The sequence below is a fragment of the Microbacterium sp. STF-2 genome, from assembly GCF_034650155.1.
Lineage (GTDB): Bacteria > Actinomycetota > Actinomycetes > Actinomycetales > Microbacteriaceae > Microbacterium > Microbacterium maritypicum_A.
The window spans coordinates 2,116,251-2,136,880 of sequence record NZ_JARKMW010000001.1; the positions used below are offsets into that span (position 1 = coordinate 2,116,251).

A 20,630-nucleotide genomic window follows, 5' to 3' on the forward strand; every position below is an offset into this window, starting at 1 on the left:
ACGTCACGCGGATTCGCCCGCCTCGAGGAAGAAGCACGATGAAAGTTCCCACACGCATTGTCGCTCTGGCAGCATTCAGCATCGGCGTTCTGGCGCTGACGAGTTGCACGGGAGGCGGGGGCTCTTCCGGCGCCTCGGGCCCCATCGACACCTCGGGCGAGCTCAGCGGCACGATCCAGTTCCAGACATGGTCGCTCAAGAACGAGAAGTTCACTCCCTATTTCGAAGACCTGATCGATGCCTTCGAGAAGGAGCACCCCGACGTCACCGTCGAGTGGCTCGACCAGCCGGGCGACGGCTACCAGGACAAGATCCTGAGCCAGGCGAACGCCGACACTCTTCCGGACGTGCTGAACCTCCCGCCCGACATCGCCTACCCGCTGGTGGCGGCGGGCAAACTGGTCGACCTGGAGACCGCCGATCCCGACCTGAAGTCGGGCTACAACACCGGCGCCTGGGAGGCCTACAGCCAGTACCCCGGCATGGAAGGCACCTACGGGCTGCCGTGGTACCTCTCCAGCGACGCGTCCTGGTGGAACCTCGCCCAGCTCGCTCCCTTCGGCGTCACCCAGGAGAACCTCCCGACCACCGTCGACGAACTCCTCACGCTCGCGAAGGATGTGGCGACGGAGTCCGGCGGAAAGGTGCAGCTCCTCTCCTCCATCCCGGCGCTGGACACCTTCACTGCCGCCGGCATGGAGGTCATCAACGACAAGGGCGAGTTCGACTTCAACACCGACGAGGCCGCCGCGATCATCGACAAGTACGCCGACGCGTACGCGGCGGGCGCGATGCCCGCCGAGGCGTTGACCGGCGACTACGGCGGGAATGCGGAGGCGTACATCCAGGAGAAGGTCGCCTTCACGACCGGCGGCACCGGTTTCACGACCGATCTGCAGAAGGACGCACCGGCACTGCTCGCGAGCACGGTGGCCACGCCGCGGCTCGGTATCGCGCCCCTGTACGTGCAGGGCCTCAACGTCTCGGCCGACTCCGACAACAAGGAAGCCGCACTCGCATTCGCGGAGTTCGCGACGAACCAGGAGAACCAGGTGGCCTTCTCGTCGCTCGCCGTCGGCACCGCCCCCGGCACCGCCGAAGGCGGCGACGAGGTCGTCGACAACATCGCCTCCACCGTCACCGACGAGAAGCAGCTCTCGGCGATCGATACCGTCTTCGGCGCGATGAAGGACGCCAAGGCGCTGCCGTTCCAGTGGACCTCCGACATGGCCACCTACATGACCCAGCAGATCGCCCTCGCCGTCAACGGCGAGGCGGACTCCAAGGCCCAGCTCGACAAGATCGTCGAGTACGCCAACGCCAACCGCGTGGACAAGTAAGCCATGCGTGCGAACACCGGCATCCGGGCCGGCAGGAAGACGATGAGAACCCATCGGTGGTTCACACCCTGGCTGCTCCTCGGGCCCGCCGTCGCCTGGGTGCTGGTGTTCGCGCTCTGGCCCTTCCTGAACACGGTCTTCCTCAGCTTCACCGATGCCCGGCCGCTGCGGAACCCCGAGTTCGTGGGCGGGGCGAACTACGAGCGCATGTTCGGCGACGAGATGTTCTGGAACGCCCTGACGACGTGCCTCATCTACGTGGTCGTGTGCGTGCCGCTGCTCACGATCCTCCCGCTGCTGCTGGCGCTGCTCGTGCAGAAGAAGCTCCCCGGCATCTCGTTCTTCCGCACCACGTTCTACTTCCCCGTGATCGCCTCGGTGGTCGTGGTCGCCCTGATCTGGACCTGGCTGTTCGACAGCCGTGGCATCATCAACCAGACGCTCGAGTTCCTCGGGCTGATCGACAAGCCGATGGCGTTCCTCGTCGACCGGTGGCTGCTGCTCGGCTGCGCGATCCTGCTCACGGTCTGGAAGGGCCTGGGCTACTACATGGTCGTGTACCTCGCGGCGCTCGGGAACGTCGGCAAGGAGCTGCACGAGGCCGCGATGCTCGACGGCGCCGGCTCGTTCCGCCGGTTCCTCTCCGTCACCATCCCCTCCGTGCGCGGCGCGATGCTGCTCATCTCGGTGCTCATCGCTGTGTCGGCGATGAGGGTCTTCGCCGAGCTCGACGTGCTGTCCAAGAGCACGGGCGGTCCCGGCGGATACGACATGTCGCTCGTGATGCTCATCCGTCAGGTGGGATCCGGCCTCAACGGGAACATCGGGTACGCCTCCGCCATCAGCGTGGCGCTGTTCCTGCTCACCCTCATCCCGCTCGTCGCGATCGCCGTCATGAATCGCGAGAAGAAGGCGAAGGTCTCCGCATGAGCACGCTCACGTCGCCCCGTTCAGCAGAAGACGTCCGCGCCTCCGAGGAGTCGGCTGCACCGACCCGCGAGCGCATGTTCCGCCGCCGCGGCTCCGGCGACTTCAGCAGGCCGACCCTCGGCGGGCTGATCGGCCGATACGCGCTCCTCCTCTTCGTCCTCGTGATCGTCATCGGGCCGTTCCTCTGGCAGCTGTCGACCTCGTTCAAGGGCGCCCAGGAGAACATCTACTCCTTCCCGCCCGAGCTCATCCCGCGCGAGCCGACCCTGCAGAACTACACCAGGGTCGCCGACATCGTCCCGGTGTACCTGTACGCCTGGCACTCGCTGCTCGTCTCGGTCGGCACGGTCATCAGCAACGTGGTCCTGGCCACCTTCGCGGGCTACGCGCTGGGCTGCATGCGGTTCCGCGGCAAGTGGATCGTCATGGGGATCCTGCTCTCGACGCTGCTCTTCCCCGGCGAGGTCACGGTGACGAGCAACTTCCTCACGATCCGCGCCCTGGGCCTGGCCGACACCCTCTGGGGCGTCTTCCTCCCCGGCGCGATCAGCGCGATGAACGTGCTGTTGATCGCCACCGCCTGCCGCATGATCCCGAAGGACGTGCTGGATGCGGCGACCGTCGACGGTGCGACGACCTGGCAGCGCATCCGGCACATCGTGTGGCCGAACATCCGCGGCATGGTCTCGGTGGTCGCGATCTTCGCCTTCATCGGCGCCTGGGACGACTACCTCTGGCCGCTGATCGTGCTGTCCGACCCGTCGAAGTACACGCTGACGGTCGGGATGGCCTACCTGAACAGCAGCTTCTCGGTCGACCCGCGCCTGATCGCGGCCGGCACCATGATCGCTCTCGTGCCGATCGTCATCATGTTCTCGTTCACGCAGCGGTTCTTCTTCAAGGGCGTGCAGGAGGGCGCGATCAAGGGGTGAGCGCCGTGCATCTCACGCCGGCGGACGGGCCGGCAGATCCCCCGTCGTCCCGTCCCCGATCGGGTGTGCTGTCGAGCCCGGTGCACGCCTTCGTGTTCGACCCCTCCGCCGGCGAGCAGCGGATCGACGTCCCGGGGTTCGACGATCTCGAGATCACCCCGGACACCGTGCTGCACTGGGCGTTCTACGCCGACGGTCCCGATGCGACCCTGGCCCCGCACGCGGCCCTCGCCGTGACGGTCGACGTGCGCCTCGCCGACGGCACGCGACTGAGCGATGTCGCCGCCGTGCGCGACCGCTACGACTTCCCTGTCACGGCGCACGCACAGTTCGACGCCCGATGGAGCCTGCCCGAGCAGTGGAACGCCGACACCGTCTCGCTCGCCCCTTCGGCGGGCCGCCGCGGTGTGGTCGAGCTCGTGCTCGGCACCGTTTCGCTTCCCCACGCCGCGGACCTCCCCGCCCGATGCACGGGCTACGTGCAGGTCGAGGTCGAGCAGAAGACGCCGACGCCGGCCGACGTCGCCCCCGTCGAACGCGTCGACACCCGACGCGGCTCGCACTCCGGCCCGCGGTTCTCGCGCGGCAACACCATCCCGGCGGTCGCCCTCCCCCACGGATTCACGTTCGTCACGCCGTCGACCGATGCGGAAGACTCCCGCTGGCCCTACCGCCCCTTCGTGCACGACGACCCGCAGGGGCGTCGTCTCGAAGCCCTGCAGTTCTCCCATCAGCCGAGCCCCTGGATCGGCGATCGTTCCGTGCTGCAGCTGATGCCGTTCCTCGGCACGCCCACCTCGCACCGCGCCGGCCGCCGCCGCTGGATCACTCACGGTTCCGAGCGCGCGCGACCGCACGAGTACGCGGCGGAGCTCGGCGACGGCCTGCGCGTCGAGATGACCGCGACCGCACACGGGGCCGTCTTCCGCGTGCACAGCGCAGACCCCGATGCCCCGGTCGGCTTCGTCATCGACCAGCTCACCGACGACGGCCACCTCGCCTGGACGGACGCCGGAGGATTCGAGGGGTGGATCCCGGAGGGATCCGAGGAGTGGGGGAATGCGCCCCGGTGCTACTTCGCGGGAGCGGTGCGGCATCCCGGCGATGACGCTAATGGGGACGGTCCGGCGCTCGCGCAGGGCCCGCTCGATGACGACGGACGCGGTGCGGTCGCCGGCTCCGTCGGTGGACGTGGGTCGCTCGAAGTGCGGATCGGCCTCTCCTTCCTCTCCGTGGCGCAGGCCCGGCATGCTCTGCAGACCGAGGCACCGCCCTCGGTCGCCTACGAGGAACTGCGCGACGCCGGTGCCGCCTCGTGGAATCGGCTGCTGTCGCGCGTGACGATCCCGCCGCTGCCCGACGCCGACCTTCCCTATCGCACGCTCGCCGACGAAGAGCATCGCTCCCGGATCGCCGGGGCGTTGCACCGCATGCACCTGTACCCCAACAGCGCGGCCGAGAACGTGGGCACCCCGGAGACGCCCGCCTGGCGGTTCGCCGATGTGTTCGCCGCACGACACCCCTCCGGCGAGGAGGCACCGGCCGTCGACGGGAAGCTCGTCGTGAACAACGGGTACTGGGACACCTATCGCACGGAGTGGCCGGCGCTCGCCCTGCTCGATCCGGGGCTCGCCGGGACGCTGCTCGACGGCCAGCTCGAGCAGTATCGCCGCGGAGGGTGGATGGCGAGATGGAGCGCGCCGGGGTACGTCGACAGCATGGTCGGCACCTCGAGCGACCAGATCTTCGCCGACGCGGCCCGCTGGGGCGTGGAGTTCGACCGGGTCGGCGCGTTCGAGAGCGGATGGCGGAATGCCTGCGAGCCGGGGCCGGACGCACGCCGCGGTCGCAAGGGCATCGCGAGGGGCCGATTCACGGGGTACATCTCCTCGGACGTACCGGAGGGCATGAGCTGGAGCATCGAGAACGCGGTGAGCGATGCCGCACTCGGCCGCTTCGCCGCGCAGCGGGCTTCCGACGTCGATTCCGGATCGGAATCAGCACGCTATCGATCCTTCGCCCGGTACTTCGCGAATCGATCCCGGTCGTATCGCACACTGTTCGACGAGGGCACGGGGTTCTTCCGGGGAAGGGACGACAGCGGTGCGCGCACCCCCGGATTCGATCCGCGATCCTGGGGCGGAGACAACGTCGAGACGAATGCCTGGGGCATGTCGGTCGGGGCCGTGCACGACGGAGCAGGCATCGCCGAGCTCTACGGGGGTCCAGCGGGCTTCGGCCGCCACCTCGACGCCCTCTTCGCGGAGCCGGAGACCGCGGACGAACGGTTCGGCGGCGCGTACGGCACCGTCATCCACGAGCAACGCGAGGCGAGGGCGCTGCGTTCCGGGATGTGCGCGATCTCGAACCAGCCCGCTCACCACATCCCCTTCATGTACGCGTTCAGCGATCGCCCGTGGCGGTCGGCGCCCCTCGTGAACGAGCTCGCCGGACGGCTGTTCGCCGGCGGGCACATCGGCCAGGGTTTCCCCGGCGACGAGGACAACGGCGAGATGAGCGCGTGGTGGCTGTGGGCGGCGCTCGGGCTGTACCCGCTCGAGCTCGCCTCCGGACATCTGCGGATCGGATCACCGCTCTTCGACGACATCCGCGTGGATCGCGGCGACGGCTCGACCCTGCGCATCCGGTCCCGACGCTCCTCCCCCTCGGCCCACGTGCTGCAGGAGGCGCGACTCGACGGGTCTCCCATGGCGTCGGCCACGCTGCCGATCGACGCTCTCGCCGGCGACGCCGTGCTCGACCTGGTCTTCGGTGACGACCCCGTGTGCGCGCTCGAGACCGGCGAGCCGACTCCGCGCGACACCCCCGAACCCTGGCGCGCGGACCTGACTTCGACCGGGGGCGAGGTCATCTCCTCCGTGGCGCTCGCGCACCCCGAGCGCGTCTTCGACGACGGGGATCCGGCGGGGGATCCCGGCGTCACCCTCCGCGCCGGGGAATGGGTCGGGTGGCGGTTCCCCGAGCCGCGCGGCGTCAGCGACCTCAGTGTGACGACGACGGCCGCCTCGAACTCGTCTGCACTGTGCTGGGAGATCCTGGGAGCGGACGAGAACTGGACTCCCGTGACGACGACGCATCAGGAGGCTCTGCTTCGCGATCGCACGACGCCGTTCACGCTCACCGACCGGGTCGTGACCCCGGCGCTCCGCGTGCGTGCGGAGGCCGAGGTCACGATCCGTCAGCTCGAGGTGTTCGATCTGGATTGAGCACTCGAGACGGCACGTCGCCGGCTCGCGGCACGTGGCCGGATCACGGCGCAGCCTTGTACTGCGTCGCCTCTCCCTTGAGCTGCTGCGTGATCCCGGACAGCAGCGCGGACTGGTCCGTCGCGGTGAGGTTGTACGCGACGTACACGCCGTACCCGTCGACCACCGTGCGCTCGGCGAAGTCCGCAGCCGTCGACGAGCTCACGGTCGCGAGGTCGATCGCCGCAGCCCCGAGGCGGGTCTTGTCCCCGAAGCCCGGGATGGTCGGCGCGTCGTACGTGGGGTAGTACGGGTTCCAGGCGTAGTCGATCACGCCCGCGACGTCGAACAGGCTGAAGTCGGTCACGGTGTACGTCTCGCCGATCGCGTACAGGCTGATGATCTTGTCAGGGCCCAGGCGATCGCGGAGAGCCGTCGCCAGCCATCCGAACGACTGCGCGTTGGGCTGCGGCGTGCCGCCGACTCCGTACTGCGCGTACTCGTCATCGAAGTCGATGCCGTCGAGCCCGTAGGTCGTCACCGCGTCGGCGAGTTGGGCGGCGAAGGCATCGGCTTCTTCGTACGAGGTGAAGTTCGCGAATCCCGCCCCCTGGTGGTTGCCGAGCACGGAGAGCAGCACCTTGGTGCCGCGCGCCTGGACAGGGCGGATCTGGTTCTCGGCATCGTCGAGCGTCGCGGTGACGCGGTCGTTGAAGTGCAGGTATGCCTTCTCGCCGTCGTAGTTGATGTTGGCGGCGAAGATGATCGCCATGTCGACGGCGGGCTTGCCCGAATCCGCCAGGGTGTAGTCGGCGACATTCGCTAAATCGTTCGAGTTCACCTCGACGTATGCCACCACCTGCGGGTCGATCGCCGAGCTCTCGGCGACGGCAGGCGAGGCCGCGGCGGCGCCGACCGCTGCGAACGCCAAGCCCGCGAGTGCCGCGAGGCCCTTTCGGAAACGGTGAATCCTGATGTGCGACTGAGTCATGGCTGATCGTCTCCTTCATCATCGATATCGAGATCAGGCCGCTTCGGTGCGACCTGCGGCCGACTATATCGCTTAAGTGGACGGAGGTGAAGAAGTCGATGAAGTGGATGATTCTCTCCTCCTGCACCGGAGCCGCAGGAGGCGACCTCCCCACAACGACTGGGTACGTGACTCACGGACACCGAAATACCGTGACAACCTGGCCGCTCCGACTCACACTGGAGGCATGCGCTTGACCGACCCACAGGTATGGACGCTGATCGGCGTGTTCGCCGCCGTCATGCTCGGCGGCATGACGCTCATGACGACACAGCTGAGCCGCATCATCCGCGTCGAGGTCGATCGCGTCGAGGGCTCGCTCACCGCTCGCATCGATCGCGTCGAAGGCATCCTCTCGGCTCGCATCGACGGCATCGACGGTCGACTCGGGCGCATCGAATCGAAGGTCGACGATCTCGACACGGAGCTGACGAATCTCGCGACGCGTCTCTGGCGATCGCAGTAGCTCTCGTGAGAACTCTCACGAGAGCTACTCACGAGCCGATCAGACCGCCACGTCTCCCACCAGGTTGACCTTGATGCCCATGCCGGCGAACATCGCGGCCTTCGCGATCAGGGCCTTGTCGGCCGTCTCGGCATCCGGGGCGTAGACCAGCTGCGCGTGGTTGGCCTTGTGGCGGGCCATGAACTGGTCACGCGAGATGCCGTGCAGCACCACGTGCGCGATCGGCCATTCCGGGTTGGTGGCGTCCTTGCGCCGCTGCGTCTCCTCGGCAGGAAGCTCGACGACCGAGGCGCGGAAGATGTCGGCCTGCAGGATCCCCTCGGCGATGAACACCCGCGACAGCACGATCTCACCCGGCTTCGAGACGCCGTTGATGGTCGCACCGCCGGCCGGGAAGAACACGTGGCCCTGGCGCCAGCCCTCGGCGTTCTGCCACCCGCCCAGGTGCGAGGCGGGCACCGAGCCGGAGATCTCGTAGACCCAGACGAACTGCCCGTCGTAGTCCTCACCCCAGCGCACGTCGTGCAGGGTGTTGTCGGGCACGAGACCCATCGCGCGCCACACCCGGTCGGTCACGAGCGCGTCGACCGCGACCCCCTCGTCGGCTTCGTTGAAGTGCGGGAACGCGCGCCCCTCGTGCAGCACGCGTGAGCCGTCGCGCGAGGTGACGGGCGGCCGCTCGGTCGAGTTCAGGATGCCCTCGGCCAGGTCCGACGCCGGCACCAGGTCCTTGAGCCCCTGCTGGTACTGGATGCCGACCGCATCGAGTCCGAAGTCGTCGGCGATGCGGAGCGCGGCGATGTACATCTTCAGCTGCCACTGCACCTGTTCGCGCGTGAGCTCGGTGACGGCGTCGTCGCCGTAGCGGAACGTCATGCCCGCATCGATCAGCCAGTCGTAGGCGGCATCCGCCTCGTCCTCGGTGACGTTCAGCATCTCGGCGTACAGCGCCGACTGCGACAGCCGCTCCTTGTAGATGCCGGTCCCGTTGAGCAGCTCGTCGTCGAAGATCGCGTTGTACATGCCCATGCATCCTTCGTCGAAGACGCCGATGATCGCCTTCTCTGCGCGCAGCTCGGCCGCGAGCGCCTCACCCAGCTGCTTCTCGGGGCTCTCCGGCAGTGCGGGCAGTGCGCGCACGTGCGAGGCGTCGTGGGCGATGGCACCGGTCTCGGTCCATTCCCTGATGCCGTCGGTGAACCACTGATCGGTAAAGTCGACCGACCACGTCGTCGCATAGGGCTTGTCCATCTTGGTCAGACCCGCGTTCAGCCCGAGCAGCCCGACGAGTCCTGGCCAGTCCCCCGCGAAGTTCGCGACGGTGAGGATCGGCCCCTCATGCGACCGCAGACCGGCGAGCACGTGGTGGGAGTACTGCCAGTTGGCGATGGCGACGACGAGGGGAGCATCGACGGGGATGCTCTTGAACACCTCGAGTCCCATCCGCTGGCTCGAGATGAAGCCATGGCCGGTCTCGGGGTCGACGCCGAACGGGCGGATGACCTCCCAGCCGAGCGCGTTCAGCACGCCGGTGACGCCGGTCTCCAGCTCGACCTGGGTCGGCCAGCCGGCGATGTTCGCCGACTCGCGCAGGTCTCCGGACGTGATGATGTATGCCGTCTTCGGCGCGGTGGCCGGACGGGTCGCCGGCGTCGGCAGGGTGTAGGTGGTCATGATGCCTCCGGGGCGGTGGGGGTCGGGTTGTCGATGGTCGCGGGCGTGCCGCGCTGGGCAGCGGCGAGTTCGTGGACGACGGGCTTCGACCCCTCGTACAGCCGCACGTAGCGGTCGAAGAGGGCGTCGTAGAGCGGGCGCACCGCCTCGTCGGGGTGGATGCGCTCGGAGATCGGGTTCCAGTCGGCGATGACCGGAGTCCCGTCTAGTGCGGCCGTCGCGGTCGCGGCGAGGAATGCCGCCCCGTAGCTCGCCCCGATCGTGGTCGCGGGCACCTCCTGCACGAGTCCGGTGACATCGGACACGATCTGCAACCACAAGCGCCCCTGGGTGCCGCCGCCGACCGCGACGATGCGGAGGATGTCCGCACCCGCCGCGCGCATGGTCTCGACGTTGTGGCGCACCCCGAGAGCCGTGGCCTCGAGCGCGGCCCGGTAGAGGTCACCGCGGGTGTGGTCGAGCGTGAGTCCCGCGATCACGCCCCGGGCGTCCGGGTCCTGGATCGGCGTGCGTTCGCCCGCGAAGTAGGGCAGGACGAGGAGGCCCCGCGCTCCGGCCCCCGAGGTCTCGGCTTCGGCGAGCAGCTCGGGATAGTCGGCGCCGGTCAGCCCCACGAGCCAGGCCGTCAGCGCGCCCGAGGTCGAGAGGCCGCCGGCGAGGTTGCGGGTGCCGGCGAAAGCACCGGCCGTGGTCCACATCGATGGCGTCCGCAGCGTCTCGGCACCGTTCGTGAAGACCATGAACATCGTGGTGCCGTACATCAGCATCAGGTCGCCGACCTCGTGCGCGCCGACGCTGACGGCCTCGGTCCAGGCGTCGATCGTGCCCGTGATCACGGGAGTGCCTGCGGGGATTCCGGTGAGCGCCGATGCCTCGGCCGTGACTTCGCCGGCGACATCTCCCGCCCACTGCAGAGTCGGCTGCTCGACATGCGCCGCGTATCGGTCCCACCAGGGGCCGTGCCAGCATTCGCCTTCGATGTCATAGAGGGGGGACACCTGACTGGCGGACTGGTGATCGAGCACGTAGGCGGCGGTGAGCTTGCGCACGAGCCACGTCGCGGGCATGTACAGCCGCCGCGCCCGTTCCCACGCCGCGGGCTCCTCGTCGGCGACCCAGGCGATCTTCGGTCCGCCCGCCTGCGAGGTCAGCGTCGACCCGCCGATGCGGGTGATGTCGTCGACGCCCAGCTCCCGGGTGAGGCGCTCGATCTGCACGGTCGAACGGGTGTCGACGCCGTACAGGATCGCCGGGCGCACCGGGACGTCATGCTCGTCGGCGAGGAGGATGCAGGGGCCCATTCCGCTGACGCCCACACCGACGATCTCGGCGTCCGGGACTGCGGCGAGCAACTCCCCCGAGATCGCGACGAACTCGTCCCACCAGATCGCGGCGTCCATCTCGACCCAGCCCGTGCGCGGACGATCGACATCGTGCGCCCTCGTCGCCGATGCCAGGATTCCACCGCCGGCATCCACGAGCACGCCCTTGCTGCTGGACGTGCCGATGTCCACCCCGAGGGTGCAGCGCATGGAGTCCTCCTCGTGCCCGGACGACGGAGTCCGGGCTTCATCGCCACTGTACGCGAAATCGATTTCATGACGCAAGGCGCGAGTCGTCCTGCACCACTCACGCCGAAGGGTGGTGCGCCCACCGAGCGCAGCTTTCTGGCTGACCAGCACCGGAATACCGTGACATTCTGGGCACCCCGAATCAGACTGGAGGCATGCGCTTGGACGACCCGCAGGTATGGACGCTGATCGGCGTGTTCACGACCATGATGCTCGGCGGCATGACCCTCATGACGATGCAGTTCAGCCGGGTGATCCGCGCCGAGGTCGGTGGCCTGCGCGGCGAGCTGCGGGGCGAGATCGGTGGCCTGCGCGGCGATCTGAGCGGGCGGCTGGAGAGTCTCGAGGGCCGGCTCACCGGCCGCATCGACGCCCTGGAGCACAAGGTCGACAGCCTCGACAAAGAGGTGGCGAACCTCGCGACGCGGTTCTGGCGCTCGCAGTAGCCGGCCCGACCGCCCGCTCAGCTCCGCACGGCGCTCGCGGGCTGAAGCTCGTTGCGCAGCACGACCGTGCGCGCCGGCTGGGTGTCACCCTTGATCCGTTCGAGCAGCATCCGCGCCGCGGTCACACCCATGTGCCGCGCCGGAAGGCGCACCACGGTCACGACACTCGGCGAGAGCGTCGTGAACGGCAGCGAGCCGATCACGGCGACACCCACGTCCGGCGGGGTGAGTCCGTGCTCCGTGAGCACCTGGATCGCTCCGACACCGATCAGATTGTTGCCGGCCACCACCGCATCCGGAGGTTCCGGGAGGGCGAGCAGTTCCTCCATCGCGGCACGCCCGCCGTCGACGCGGAACGTCGCGAAGCGCTCGAGGCCGTCGAGGGCGAGATCGGGATATGCCGCGGCGAGCGCGGAACGCCATCCCGCAGCGCGCTCGGCGGCGGTGTCGATGTGCGCGGGCCCTCCGATATAGGCGATGCGACGGTGCCCGGCATCGATCAGACTCCGCGTCGCCGATGTGCCTGCCGCCCGATTGGCCATCACCACGCCGTCGATGTCGTAGGTCGTGCTGCGGTCGACGGCCACGACCGGCCGGCCGGTGGCGAGGAGGCTGTCGAGGTCGGAGTGCTCATCAGCGGTCGCGATGATCACGCCGGACATGTTCTCGGCGATCGCGATGCGGAGGTACGTGGCCTCCTTCTCCACCTGCGCATCGGAATTGCAGAGCACGACGGAGTACCCGGCCTCCGAGGCGACATCCTCGACCCCTCTCGCCATCTCGGTGAAGTACGGGTTCTCGATGTCGGGGATCACGAGGGCGATGACCTCGGAACTCTGTCGACGCAGCGAGCGGGCGGCCCGATTGGGCGTGAAGTCGAGCGTCGCGGCGGCCGCACGGACGGCGGCGACCTTCTCGTCCGACACGCTCGTGCCGTTGAAGACGCGCGAGACCGTCGCGGGCGAGACGCCGGCGAGCGCGGCGACGTCGTAGATCGTTGCCATGCGCTCCTCTGCTTCCCGCCGACTGCTGCTGCCCCGGCTCGCCCGCCGACAACGCCCGGATGATGCGGCAGCCGGGTGGTGCAACAGGTGCAACAGTATCGCGCGGCGCCGGCGGCGCACCCGTCGGCTGCTCCGCCGTCCCGAGTACGCTGAGGGGATGCCAGAGTGGTCGCAGACGGTCCCCGCAACGGTGCGGCGCGAGCAGATCGTGTCGATCATCGAGCGTCAGGGCTTCGCCCGCGTGCAGGAGCTGAGCCGCACCCTCAGCGTGTCCGAGGTCACGGTGCGCAGCGACCTCGACCTCCTCGCCGAGGAGAACGTCATCCAGCGCGTTCACGGCGGAGCGATCTCGGGCATCAAGTCCACCGCCCACTCCCCGGACTACGAGCGGGCCCTCACGCGCGCCGTCACCGAGAAGCGACGCATCGGCAATGCTGCGGCCGCGCTGGTCGAGAGCGAGATGGCGATCCTGCTCGATGCCGGGACGACGACGCTCGCGATCGCCCGCGCCCTGCGAGCCCGGGAGGATCTGCGCGGCGTCGTGGTGTTCACCAACTCCCTCACGATCGCGCTCGAGCTCGGCGTCGCGGAGCCGCACCAGATCACCGTCGTCGTCACCGGCGGCACCGTGAACTACAAGCAGCGCTCGCTCATCGACCCGATGGGCGACATGTTCATCGGGTCCGTGCACAGCGACATCTGCTTCATCGGCTGCAACGGGGTGTCGGAGCGGGGGTTCACGAACTCCAGCCTCCCCGAGGTCACCATGAAGAGGCGCTACCTCGACTCGGCGGCGCGGGCCATCGTGGTCGCCGACAGCTCGAAGATCGGCAAGAGTCAGGTGATCCAGGTGGCTCCGCTCGCGCGCGTCGACGTGCTGATCACCGGCGTCGAAGCGCCTCCGGCCGAGCTGGAGACGCTTCGAGAGGCCGGACTCGCGATCGAGCTCGCCTGACCTGCGAGATCGAGCTCGTCGCGCCTCACCCGCGGGGCCGGCGCCTCAGGCGCGACCCGAGGAGCCGAACTCACGCATGCGCTGCGTGACCATCGCCCGGAATGCGCCCATCGCGGGGCGCAGCTGCTCGCTGGGCTCGACCACCGCGGGGTTCTCCTGCAGGAATGTGCGCAGCGCGGCACTCCAGGCCAGGTGGGAGTCGGTACCCTGGTTGATCTTGCGGATGCCTGCGGCGATCCCCTCCGCCTTCTGCTCAGGAGAGATCCCGTACGAGGGCCGCACGTCACCGCCGTGTGCGTTGATCCTGGCGACCGCCTCGGCGGGCACCGACGAGGAACCGTGCAGCACCAGGAAGGTGTCCGGCAGACGTCCTCTGATCTCCGAGATGAGGCCGAGCCGCAGCCGTTGGCCTCCGGCCTCGTCGGTGAACTTGACCGAGCCGTGACTCGTGCCCACTGCCACCGCGAGCGCGTCCACCCCGGTCTGTTCCACGAACTCGACGGCCTGATCGGGGTCGGCGAACACGATCTCCTCGAGCACCCCGGTGACACCCGCCTCCGCCCCGCCGATCGTGCCGAGCTCGCCCTCGACGCTCACACCGAAGGGCACGGCCGCCTCGACCACCCGACGCGTGAGCGCCACGTTGTCGGCGAAGGAGGCGGGTTCATCGGTGCCGCTCGCTCTGCTCGCGTCGATCATCACGCTGGTGAAGCCGTGGTCCATGGCACGCGCGCAGTCGTCATGGGTGCGCCCGTGATCGAGATGCAGCACTGCGGGGATATGCTCGTATTCGGCGACCAGACCCCTCAGGCGGTGCCACCAGCGCGATTCGTCGTCGTAGGCGGACATCCCCGCGATCGCCTGCACGATCACGGGCGAACGCTCCGTCTCGGCGGCATCGAGCACCGCGATCGCCTGATCGATGCTCGACACGTTGAAGGCGCCGACGGCGTAGCCGCCCGCGTCGGCGTCGGCGAGCGCGGTACGCAGAGTCTGCAGTGCCATCCGTGATCCTCAGAGCGACTCGGTGATGCCGAGCGTGTCGTAGTCGAGCACGATCGGGGTGTCGGTGAGCGCGCGGGCGTAGGCCTGCACCTTGGCCGCCGACTCCACCGCGACACTGGTCTTGAACGCGTCACGCAGGTTCGGCCCGACCGTGAGCAGGCCGTGGTTCGCCCACACCACCGCGTTGAGGTCGCCCATCGCGTCGCACATGTGCTCGCCGAATTCGGTGTTGTTGCTGAGCTCGAACGGCATGATCGGCACGTCGCCCTTGGTGTAGATCACCATGTTCACCAGCGTCCCGAGGATCGGCGACCCCACGACGCCCCAGACGTTGGAGAACACCGGCTCGGAGTGCACGATCGCGTTCACGTCGGGTCGACGCCGGTAGACGGCCATGTGCACGGTGACCTCGCTCGACGGCCCGAGCCGTCCGTCGATCACCTCGCTGTCGCCGTTGACGAGCACGATGTCATCGGCGCTCATCTTGTCGTACTCGAGGTCGGTCGGCGTGATCAGGAACCGGTCCTCGACGCCGGGAACGCGGATGCTGATGTTGCCCTGCGTGTTGAAGTTGAGTCCGTACTCCATCGAACGCAGGCAGTAGTCGAGGATCTCCTCGCGCGCGGCGTCGATGTCGAAGTCGAGCTGGAGCGTCGTCTCGGTCATTTCGTGTTCTCCTTCTGGTGGGGCGGGTTCTGGGTCGGCCACGATGGCCGGGCCAGGTGCGGCGCGATGCCGCGGGTCACGTCGTAGAGGGCGGCGTAGGCGGCTCGCTGCGCGGCGTACCACTCGCCCGATGCGGGGTCGGGCTCGGCCGCAGCCGCGGGGTCGGGGGCGACGAGGAGATCCGAGGAATCGGCGCCGAGACCGCGGAGCGCGAGCATCGCCGCCCCACGGGCGGATGCGTCACGGGCGACCGGCGTGAGTCGCGTCCCGGCCGCGGCGGCACGGGCGGAGAGCGCCTCGGCGTTCTCGGAACCTGCGCCGGTGACCTGGAGGTCATCGACGCGGACCCCGTGGCGGTCCAGGGCCGCGATGATCTTGTGGAACTCGAAGCCTGCGGCCTCCACGACGGCTCGCGCCAGTTGCGGCACGGTCGTGTCGAGCGTGAGGCCGTGGATCGTTCCGCGCGCGGAGGGGTCGTTGTCGAGGGTGCCGGAGCCGGCGAGGTACGGCAGCACGAGGAGAGAGGGCGGATCCTCGGCGAGCGCGCCGAACACATCGCCGACGTCACGGCCCAGGAGGGTCGCCAGCCATTCCAGCGCCCATCCGCCTGCGGCGGTTCCGGCGAGGGTGATCCATGTCTCGTCATCGAGTCGGTAGCTGGCGAAGCCGGTCGACTCGAGTCCACGCGGGCGTTCGCGGGTGGCGACGGAGAGGCAGTCGCTCGACCCGAGCGCGATCACGGACCGCACTCCCGCCTCTCCACCGGCGCCGAGGAAGGCAGCCGCCTGGTCGTGCGTGCCGGCAACCAGGCGCGTGCCGGGTGCGACGCCGAGCACGGCAGCCGCCTGGTCGTGGACGCCGGCGATCACGGTTCCCGATGCCACGGGGACCGGGAGCCGGTCTTCCCGCACCCACGGGGCGGAGGCGGCCACGGCTTCGAGGATCTCGCTGCTCCATTCGCCTCGATCGACGTCGAGGATGCCGGTACGCGCGGCCTGACCGAGGTCGATGGCAGCGACACCGCTCCACCGCTCGGCGACCAGATCCCCGATGCAGCGGTAACCCGCGGCCGCAGACCAGGCATCATCGCCGGCCATGATCTTGAAGACCGAGAACATCCCGTGCAACGGCTGTCCGGTGATCGCGGTGAAGCGGCCGTCTCCGAGCCGCGCCCCCAGCACGGCGGCGTGTTCGATGCCGCGCGTGTCCATGCTCACCGCCACCGGAGCGAGCGGTACGCCGGCCCCGTCGACAGGCACGACGGCCTCGCCGAGCACGCTGAAGCCGATCGCCTGCACCGCGTCGCCGAGTTGCTCTGCCTCCGCCGCCGCTGCGCGCACCACGCTCTCGGCGGCGACGATGATCTCCTCGGCATCGAGCTCGACGCGCCCGCGACCGTCGCGCCGCAGCATCAGCGGTGCCGACGCCCCACCGAGCGTCCGTCCGTCTGCGGCGAAGGCGACGGCCCGCACGCCACTGGTTCCGAGATCGAGGCCGATGACGCTCATTTGATCGCTCCCGACAGGCCGTTCACCAGGTACTTCTGGATGAAGACGAACAGCAGCACGACCGGGATGGAGATCAGCACCAGGATCGCGAACAGTGCCCCCGGCTGTGACAGGTACATGCCGCGGTAGGCGAGCGGCACGAGGGTGAGCGGCTTGAGCTCGTTGTCGCCGAGCGTGACGAGCGGCAGCAGGAAGTCGTTCCAGCTCATCATCGTCTGCCACACCGCGACCACGGCGAGGGCGGGCTTGCCGAGCGGCAGGTAGATGCGCCAGAAGATCTGCCAGCTGTTCGCCCCGTCGAGTCGTGCGGCCTCGTAGGTCTCGAGCGGGATCGCGAGGTAGGAGGTGCGGATGATGATGACCGCGAACGGCAGGCCGAGTGCGCTGTACACCAGGACGAGCCCGAGGAGGTTGTTGTACAGCTGCATCGACTGCAGGATGCGGAACGTCGCGACCACGATGCTCGACATCGGCAGGATCAGCGCGAGGATCAGCACCCCGAAGATCAGGGCCTTCAGCGGAACCCGCAGCCGGGCCAGGGCGAAGGCGGTCATCGATCCGAGCAGACAGACCAGCAGCACCGAAGGCACCGTGATGAGGAGGCTGTTGAGCAGGTGCAACAGGATCGGGTTCTGGTCCCAGATCGTGAGGTAGTTCTTGACGCTGAATTCCGCGGGGAACAGCCCGAAGAACTGCGTGCCGGGGTTGTTCGGCGGCATCATCGAGAGCCCGACGACCATGATGATCGGTACGAGCCAGAGCACGGCGAGCGGCACGAGCACGAAGTGCAGCCAGCCGACGCGGCGTCCGGGAGCACCGTGGCGGTGACGGCCGACTGTGTCCTTCGGGACGATCAGGGTGCGGGTCTCGCTCGTCGCGGTCATTTCTCGTCTCCTGTGATGAATCCGGCGCCGAACACCCGCACCATCGAGAGCGAGCTCACGACGGCGACGACGAGCAGCACGACGCTGATGGCCGAGGCGTACCCGACGTTCTGCAGCTGGAACGCCTCCAGGAACGCGAAGGTGGGCAGCATCTCCGACGCGTGGTTGGGTCCGCCCTGCGTGAGCACGTAGACGAGCTCGAAGGTCTTGAGCGAACCGATGATCCCGAGGAGCACGAGCGACAGTGTGGTGGTCTTCAGCAGGGGGAACGTGATCCGCACCATGGTCTGGAAACCGTTGGCGCCGTCGATGCGCGCCGCCTCCACGAGGCTGGGATCGATCAGCTGCAGCCCCGCGAGGTAGAACAGCATCGAGAACCCGGTCCACATCCAGACGTTCACGAAGATCACCGCGAAGATCGCCGTCTGCGGATCGGCCAGGTAGTTGCCGCCGAGGAAGGTGAGCCCTGTGGCCTTGCCGATGGCGGTGAGCACGCCGTTGAAAGGGTCGAGGATGCGCTGCCACACGATCCCGACCACGACCGGCGAGAGGATCGCGGGGATGAAGAAGATTGCCCGGTAGATCGTGCTGCCGCGGAGCCCCTGGTTGAGGGCGACGGCGAGGAGGAAGCCGATCACGCCCTGGGGCACGATCGTCAGCACGATCCAGAACGCCGAGTTGCGCAGCGTGATGAGGAACGTCGGATCCTGGAACAGCTCCAGGTAGTTGCCGATGCCGACTGCCGTGCCGACGTTGACACCGTCCCAGTCGAGCGTGCTCGCCTGCACGTTGTACACGATCGGGTACACGACGAATACGGCGAACAGGATGAGGGTCGGTGCCAGGAAGGCGAGGCCGACCAGCCGCTCTCTCGTCAGGATCTTCATGCGCGCTCCTCTCGGCGCAGGGTCCGGGGAAGAGGTCCCGGACCCTGCACGAACTCCACTGCTGCCACAGGTTCCTGAGCTACAGGGTGTCCTGGACGGCCTGGACGGATTCCGCTGCCTCCTGCGGAGTGGCGTCACCGGTCGCGATGGCGGCGAGCGCATCGGCCACGGCCTGGTCGAGCTTGGGCGACTCGAAGTAGCGCGAGTACTTCACCTGCGGGAGCCACTCGTCGACGAACAGGTTCCAGATCTGCTCCTGCTTCTCGCTCGTGAACTTCTCCGGAGCGAGACCGGTGACGGCGGGGACATCGTTCATGGTGTTGACGAGCTTCTGCGCGGCGGAGCCGGCGATGAAGTCGGTGAGCACCTTGCAGGCGAGGTCGGGGTTGGCCGTGTTCTTCGAGATGCCCAGGCTCACGTCGATGCCGCCGACGAACTGCGGCTCGGCGGCACCGCCGGGGATGGTCGGGAACAGGAACGGCTCGTACCCGGACATGCCCTCCGACAGCGGCGGGATGTCGGACTTGGTCGGGTCGGACTGCTGGATCCACCAGGCACCGAGGGGGATCATGGCGGCGTTGCCCGCCTCGAACTGGTTCACCGCCGACGGGTAGGCGTCGAGGCCGATCGCACCGTCCTGGGCGATGCCGTCGGAGAACAGCTTGCCCCAGTACTCGAACGCCTTCACGATGGCCGGGTCTGTCCATTGCACGGAACCGGCCTCTGCCTCATAGACGGTTCCGGGCGAGACGTTGTTGGCGATCTGCAGGAAGACGACGTTGCGCAGCCAGGAGTCCTTCGCGGGCAGGAGGAACGGGGCGGCGTCGCCACCGCTCAGGTCCTTCGTGGTCTGCACGAGCTCGTCCCAGGTCTTCGGCACACTCAGACCGGCGTCGTCGAAGATCTCGGAGTTGGCCCAGAGGTTGACCGTCTGGGTGAGGATGGGGAGCGAGTAGAAGTTGTCGTCGCCCTCGGGGTTGCCCATTCGGGCCTGTTCGATGCCGATCGGGTAGAACTTGCTCTGCCAGTCGTCACCCCAGGTCTCGGCGGCGCAGTCCTGCAGAGGCATCAGGTTCTCGCGGTACTGCTGGGTGAGCGCTCCGGGCTGCAGGCCGAGCACGTCGGGCATCGTGTTCGAGCTGGCACGGCTCTGCAGGTCGACGAGGTACTCCGGGTAGTTGAAGATCGTCGCGTCGATCTTCGATCCGTCGTTCTCCGCTTGGAAGGCCTCGATCATCTGACGGGTCGTCTGCTCGATCGGGCTCCACGAGCGGAACGTGATGGTGTCGCTGGAGGCGTTTCCCGACGCGTCCGGCGCTGCGCCGCCGGCGCAGGCGGTGACTCCGAGGGCGGTGATGACCGTGGCCACTCCCGCCAGGCTCCTCTTGAGCTTCATCTGCAATCCCCTTACTTCGCTGTAAAAGTCCTCGGCGAGATGCCGAATGCGCTCAGTTTAGGTTTATTTGCGTATTTGACGCCAGGAATACGGGGAACCTCAGTGAAAGTCTTTTCTTTTTTGTGTTTTCGCATACCTTTGTCGTCGAAAACGAAAGCGGAGGTGCGCGTGGAGGCCGCAACGACGCGGAATGCGGGTTTCCCTTCCGCAACACACCCCGCACAGACGACGGATGCCGCGACCCCTCGGGCCGCGGCATCCGTCGTGATGCGGAGGTTCTTCAGCTCAGCCAGGCCGGTGCGCGTCCCCGCAGGAACGCACCGTCCAGGGAGAAACGCCCGGCGCCTGTGAGCGCGAGGGCGAGAGCTGCCGCACCGAGGACGGCGACGAACTCGTAGCCGCCCTCGCCGACCCAGAGGCCCGCGGGAAGGTGCACGGCGATGAGCGCGACGATCATGTCGATGGCCAGCAGGATACCGACAGGACGGGTGAAGAGGCCGAGGATCAACAGGATGCCGCCGATGAGCTCGACGAAGGCGACGACAGGGCCGGCGATCTCCGGGAGCGGAATCCCCATGCCTGCGAAGCTGCCGATCGTTCCGGGGAGCGTGAACTCGAAGATCTTCTGCGCGCCGTGTGCGGCGAAGATCGCGCCGACGACCACGCGGAGGACCAGGAGTCCCAGCGAGGGTGCGGCGGAGGGGGCTGTGGTGTTCGTCATGAGGAGTTC

General features: G+C 68.1%; 18 protein-coding genes. 7 read left to right on the forward strand and 11 right to left on the reverse strand.

All coding sequences use genetic code 11. The features are described 5' to 3' along the window. Positions 1-38: 38 nt before the first annotated feature. From MicroSTF_RS10215 to MicroSTF_RS10230, 4 genes are read left to right on the forward strand one after another with little or no spacing between them, the layout of a single operon-like run. Positions 39-1,340 (forward strand): ABC transporter substrate-binding protein, encoded by a 1,302-nt coding sequence (locus tag MicroSTF_RS10215; protein ID WP_021201717.1) that lies wholly within the window; start codon positions 39-41, stop codon positions 1,338-1,340. Positions 1,341-1,343: 3 nt separating this feature from the next. Further along, complete coding sequence (locus tag MicroSTF_RS10220; protein ID WP_021201716.1) at positions 1,344-2,270, forward strand: carbohydrate ABC transporter permease; 927 nt, start codon at positions 1,344-1,346, stop codon at positions 2,268-2,270. Then, entirely contained in the window at positions 2,267-3,202 is a 936-nt protein-coding gene (locus MicroSTF_RS10225) for a carbohydrate ABC transporter permease (RefSeq protein WP_322955354.1), read from the forward strand. The genes MicroSTF_RS10220 and MicroSTF_RS10225 overlap by 4 nt, the downstream gene beginning before the upstream one ends. Further along, a complete protein-coding gene (locus MicroSTF_RS10230; RefSeq protein ID WP_322955356.1) occupies positions 3,199-6,429 on the forward strand; it encodes a GH92 family glycosyl hydrolase in 3,231 nt (1,076 codons plus the stop codon). Before MicroSTF_RS10225 ends, MicroSTF_RS10230 begins: the two co-directional genes overlap by 4 nt. A 43-nt stretch (positions 6,430-6,472) precedes the next feature. Here the strand turns inward: MicroSTF_RS10230 and MicroSTF_RS10235 are convergent, their stop codons facing one another. Continuing rightward, positions 6,473-7,399 (reverse strand): endo-beta-N-acetylglucosaminidase H, encoded by a 927-nt coding sequence (locus tag MicroSTF_RS10235; RefSeq protein WP_322955358.1) that lies wholly within the window; start codon positions 7,397-7,399, stop codon positions 6,473-6,475. A gap of 226 nt (positions 7,400-7,625) precedes the next feature. On the opposite strand from MicroSTF_RS10235, the gene MicroSTF_RS10240 reads away from it, so the two are divergent. Then, complete coding sequence (locus MicroSTF_RS10240) at positions 7,626-7,904, forward strand: hypothetical protein (RefSeq protein WP_322955360.1); 279 nt, start codon at positions 7,626-7,628, stop codon at positions 7,902-7,904. A 39-nt stretch (positions 7,905-7,943) separates the two neighbouring features. Here MicroSTF_RS10240 and MicroSTF_RS10245 read toward each other — a convergent pair whose 3' ends face one another. Continuing rightward, on the reverse strand, positions 7,944-9,578 hold the full coding sequence (locus MicroSTF_RS10245) for a fucose isomerase (RefSeq protein WP_322955362.1): 1,635 nt from the start codon (positions 9,576-9,578) through the stop codon (positions 7,944-7,946). Then, complete coding sequence (locus MicroSTF_RS10250) at positions 9,575-11,110, reverse strand: FGGY-family carbohydrate kinase (protein WP_322955364.1); 1,536 nt, start codon at positions 11,108-11,110, stop codon at positions 9,575-9,577. Before MicroSTF_RS10250 ends, MicroSTF_RS10245 begins: the two co-directional genes overlap by 4 nt. 194 nt (positions 11,111-11,304) lie before the next feature. Between MicroSTF_RS10250 and MicroSTF_RS10255 the strand changes: the two genes are divergently transcribed. Continuing rightward, entirely contained in the window at positions 11,305-11,595 is a 291-nt protein-coding gene (locus tag MicroSTF_RS10255) for a hypothetical protein (protein WP_021201709.1), read from the forward strand. 17 nt (positions 11,596-11,612) lie between these two features. Here the strand turns inward: MicroSTF_RS10255 and MicroSTF_RS10260 are convergent, their stop codons facing one another. Continuing rightward, positions 11,613-12,599, reverse strand: coding sequence for a LacI family DNA-binding transcriptional regulator (locus MicroSTF_RS10260; protein ID WP_021201708.1), 987 nt, complete (start codon positions 12,597-12,599; stop codon positions 11,613-11,615). Between the two features lie 157 nt (positions 12,600-12,756). On the opposite strand from MicroSTF_RS10260, the gene MicroSTF_RS10265 reads away from it, so the two are divergent. Next, positions 12,757-13,554, forward strand: a complete 798-nt coding sequence (locus tag MicroSTF_RS10265) for a DeoR/GlpR family DNA-binding transcription regulator (protein WP_021201707.1) — start codon at positions 12,757-12,759, stop codon at positions 13,552-13,554. 45 nt (positions 13,555-13,599) lie between these two features. Here the strand turns inward: MicroSTF_RS10265 and MicroSTF_RS10270 are convergent, their stop codons facing one another. The 7 genes from MicroSTF_RS10270 to MicroSTF_RS10300 form a co-directional block, all read right to left on the reverse strand. After that, a complete protein-coding gene (locus tag MicroSTF_RS10270) occupies positions 13,600-14,559 on the reverse strand; it encodes a ketose-bisphosphate aldolase (protein WP_322955368.1) in 960 nt (319 codons plus the stop codon). Positions 14,560-14,568: 9 nt separating this feature from the next. Then, entirely contained in the window at positions 14,569-15,225 is a 657-nt protein-coding gene (locus MicroSTF_RS10275; protein ID WP_021201705.1) for a class II aldolase/adducin family protein, read from the reverse strand. After that, positions 15,222-16,733: an FGGY-family carbohydrate kinase gene (locus MicroSTF_RS10280; RefSeq protein WP_029264772.1), complete on the reverse strand. Its 1,512-nt coding sequence runs from the start codon at positions 16,731-16,733 to the stop codon at positions 15,222-15,224. The genes MicroSTF_RS10275 and MicroSTF_RS10280 overlap by 4 nt, the downstream gene beginning before the upstream one ends. Next, a complete protein-coding gene (locus tag MicroSTF_RS10285; protein ID WP_021201703.1) occupies positions 16,730-17,617 on the reverse strand; it encodes a carbohydrate ABC transporter permease in 888 nt (295 codons plus the stop codon). Before MicroSTF_RS10285 ends, MicroSTF_RS10280 begins: the two co-directional genes overlap by 4 nt. After that, the gene (locus MicroSTF_RS10290; protein ID WP_021201702.1) at positions 17,614-18,504 is read right to left on the reverse strand and encodes a carbohydrate ABC transporter permease; all 891 of its coding nucleotides are present in this window, start codon (positions 18,502-18,504) and stop codon (positions 17,614-17,616) included. Before MicroSTF_RS10290 ends, MicroSTF_RS10285 begins: the two co-directional genes overlap by 4 nt. 79 nt (positions 18,505-18,583) lie before the next feature. Next, positions 18,584-19,900 carry an ABC transporter substrate-binding protein gene (locus MicroSTF_RS10295; RefSeq protein WP_021201701.1) on the reverse strand — a complete coding sequence of 439 codons (1,317 nt, stop codon included), beginning with the start codon at positions 19,898-19,900 and terminating at the stop codon, positions 18,584-18,586. A gap of 280 nt (positions 19,901-20,180) precedes the next feature. After that, complete coding sequence (locus tag MicroSTF_RS10300; protein ID WP_021201700.1) at positions 20,181-20,621, reverse strand: DoxX family protein; 441 nt, start codon at positions 20,619-20,621, stop codon at positions 20,181-20,183. Between the last annotated feature and the right edge of the window lie 9 nt (positions 20,622-20,630).